This window comes from Streptomyces specialis (assembly GCF_001493375.1).
Taxonomy (GTDB): domain Bacteria; phylum Actinomycetota; class Actinomycetes; order Streptomycetales; family Streptomycetaceae; genus Streptomyces; species Streptomyces specialis.
In genome coordinates this window covers 1-2,898 of the sequence record NZ_LN929830.1, presented here as the reverse complement: position 1 = coordinate 2,898, position 2,898 = coordinate 1, and the positions used below count along the sequence as shown (strand labels likewise).

The window sequence follows — 2,898 nt, the reverse complement described above, 5'->3', positions numbered from 1 at the left end:
CAATCGCCGGCCCCCCCCGCGCCCCCCCCCCCCCCCCTCGCCGGCCGCGTCCGATGTGTATAAGAGCCAGCAGCACCTCCTGGTGCATCCTCGCCTCGGCCAGGACCACCTCCGGCAGCGCCCGGAGCAGCCGTCCGGCCAGCTCCGCCTTGAGCGCGGCGACGGCGGCCGGGGGCCGGGCGGCGATCGAACGGGCCAGGTCAAGGGCGGTCGGCAGCACCTCCGACGAGCCGACCACCGGCAGCGTCACCCCGCGCTCCGCGAGTTCCCGCCCGCTGTAGTGGCGTCCCGTCAGGAACATCTCGGTGGCCAGCGCGGCGCCCAGCCGGTGTTCCAGGACCGAGGTGGCGCCCATCCCCGGAGTGAAGCCGTAGGAGAGGAAGTTGGCGCTGTAGCTCCCGTCGCGGTCCAGCACCACCAGATCCGCGTACAGCCCGAACGCCATCCCGCCGCCGGAGGCGTGCCCGCGCATCGCGGCCACCACCGGGCGGCGGCAGCGCAGCAGCCCCTCGTACACGAACGGCGTGTCGGTGAACCGCGTCTCGTGGTCCGCCAGCCGTTCCAGCGCCCGGGGGGTCGCGCCCAGGTTGAACACGGACTCGCCGCCCGTCAGGACCACGACACGGACGTCCGCGCGGGCGTCGATCCGCGCGAAGACCCGTTCCAGACCGGTCAGCAGCTCGTCCGTGAACATGTTGCGGTTCGCCGGGTCGTCCATGGTCACCAGCGCGATGCCGTGGTCCAGGACCCGAAGCCGCACCGGCCCGTCCGCCGTCCCGGCCCCGTCCGCGACGGGTGCGAGCGCGGACATGGGTGCGGGTGCGGGCTGGGGCTCAGCCGGGGCCGGGGCCGGTCCGGTCTCCGCCCGCCACGCGCCGGGCCAGTGCCGTTCCCCGCGCAGCGGGTGGCCGGGCAGCGCGACGCGCCGGGGTGACGTCCCGGCCGCGCCGTACCGTTCCCACGGCACGTCGGCGCCCGCGACCCACGCGGCGGCCGTCGCGTCGAGAGAACCGGTGGCGTCCGGTCCGGGCAGCGGCGGGGCGGCCGGGCGCGGGGCTCCGGGCACGTTCCAGAACTCGCCCTCCCGCGGCGGCAGTCCGTTGACCATCCGGTCGAGGGCGGCCGGGATCGCGGCCGTCCGGGACACCACCAGGGCCAGCCGTTCGGAGTAGTGCTCGCGTCCGGTCTGGAGGGTGTGCGCGAGGTCGTCGAGGCGCGGGCCGCCGGTGCCGGTGGCCGCCCCCCGGGCCGCCCACGTGTCGACGCTCTCGTCCGGCCGGGGGTCGGGGAGGCCGGCGCCGGGCGCCGCCCCCTCCGCCGTCCGGCGCAGCGCCTCGCCCAGTGACGCGGTGTCCACGCCGAGGTCGGCCAGCGGCTCGGCCGGGTCGATCTCCCCGGCGGGCACGCCCAGTTGCCCGGCCACGGCGGCTCGCAGCAGCTCGCCCGCCTCCGCGGCCCCGGGGCCCGACGCGAGGTGGTCGCGCAGGCGGGCGGCGCAGGCGCGCAGGCCCTCGGGGTCACGCGCGGACAGCACGACGACCACCGGCCCCCGGTGCGCCGGGCGCGCCGGCGCGTCGTCCGGGGCGCGGTACTCCTCCACCACCACGTGCGCGTTGGCCCCGCCCGCGCCGAAGGCGCTGACCCCCGCCAGGCGCGGTCCGCCGTCCGGCGGCGCGGGCCAGGGCGCGGTCTCCCGCTGGACGCGGAACGGGGTGCCGGTCAGGTCGATCGCCGGGTTCTGCGGGTCGCTGTGCAGGGACGGCGCCAGACATCGGTGCCGCAACTGGAGCAGCACCTTGGTCAGCCCGGCGATCCCGGCGGCGCTCTCCAGATGGCCGATGTTCGACTTCACCGATCCGAGGGCGCAGTCGCCGTCCGGGCCGAAGACGGCGCGCAGCCCCTCGATCTCGATGGGGTCGCCGACGGCGGTGCCGGTGCCGTGGGCCTCCACGTACCCGACGCGCGACGGTTCCACACCGCCGTCCCGCAGCGCGCGGCGCACCACGGCCGCCTGGGACGACGGGCTCGGCACGGTGAAACCGCTGGTCCGCCCCGAGTGGTTCAGCGCCGTGGCGCGGATCACGCCGTGGATGACGTCGCCGTCCGCGACGGCCCGCCGCAGCGGCTTCAGCAGGACCGCGCCGACGCCCTCGCCGGGCACGTAACCGGTGCCGCCCGCGCCGAACGTGCGGCAGCGGCCGTCGTCGGAGAGGAACCGCCCCTGGGCGAGCTGGAGATACTTCTGCGGGTGCGCGGTGACGTTGACCCCGCCGGCCAGCGCGAGCGCGCACTCGCCGCGCCTCAGCGCCTGCACGGCGAGGTGGACGGCCGTCAGCGACGAGGAGCACGCGGTGTCCACGGCCATGCTGGGGCCGGTCAGCCCGAGGACGTAGGAGACACGGTTGGCGACGGCGGCGTGCATCGCGGTCGGGAGAACGCCGTCCGCCGCGCCGTCCACGAGCTGGTAGTGGTTCCACATGACGCCGGCGAAGACCCCGACGGGCACCGACGCCAGACGGCCAGGCGGCAGCCCGGCGTCCTCCAGGGCCTGGAAGCAGATGGTCAGGAAGAGCCGCTCCTGCGGGTCCATGCGCTCCGCGTCACGGCGGGAGATCCCGAAGAACGCGGCGTCGAACCGGTCCATGCCGTCGAGGAACCCGCCCCAGCGGCTGTAGGTGGTGCCGGGGTGGTCGCGGTCCGGGTGGTGGATCGCGGCGTGGTCCCAGCGGTCCCCGGGGACCTCGGTGACGCAGTCCCGGCCCTCGGCCAGCACCCGCCAGAAGGCGTCCAGGTCACCGGCCCCCGGGTAGCGCCCGCTCATCCCCACGACGGCGATCGGCTCCTCGCCCACACCCTCACGGGCCGGAGCGGCGGGGACGGCGGGCTCAGGGGGAGGGG

General features: G+C 76.6%; 1 protein-coding gene. It reads right to left on the bottom strand.

Annotation, left to right across the window (positions count from 1 at the left end):
* On the bottom strand, positions 1 to 2,851 hold a 2,851-nt coding region (locus tag BN2279_RS07770; protein WP_234347583.1), incomplete at its 3' end, for a beta-ketoacyl synthase N-terminal-like domain-containing protein.
* Positions 2,852 to 2,898: the final 47 nt, after the last annotated feature.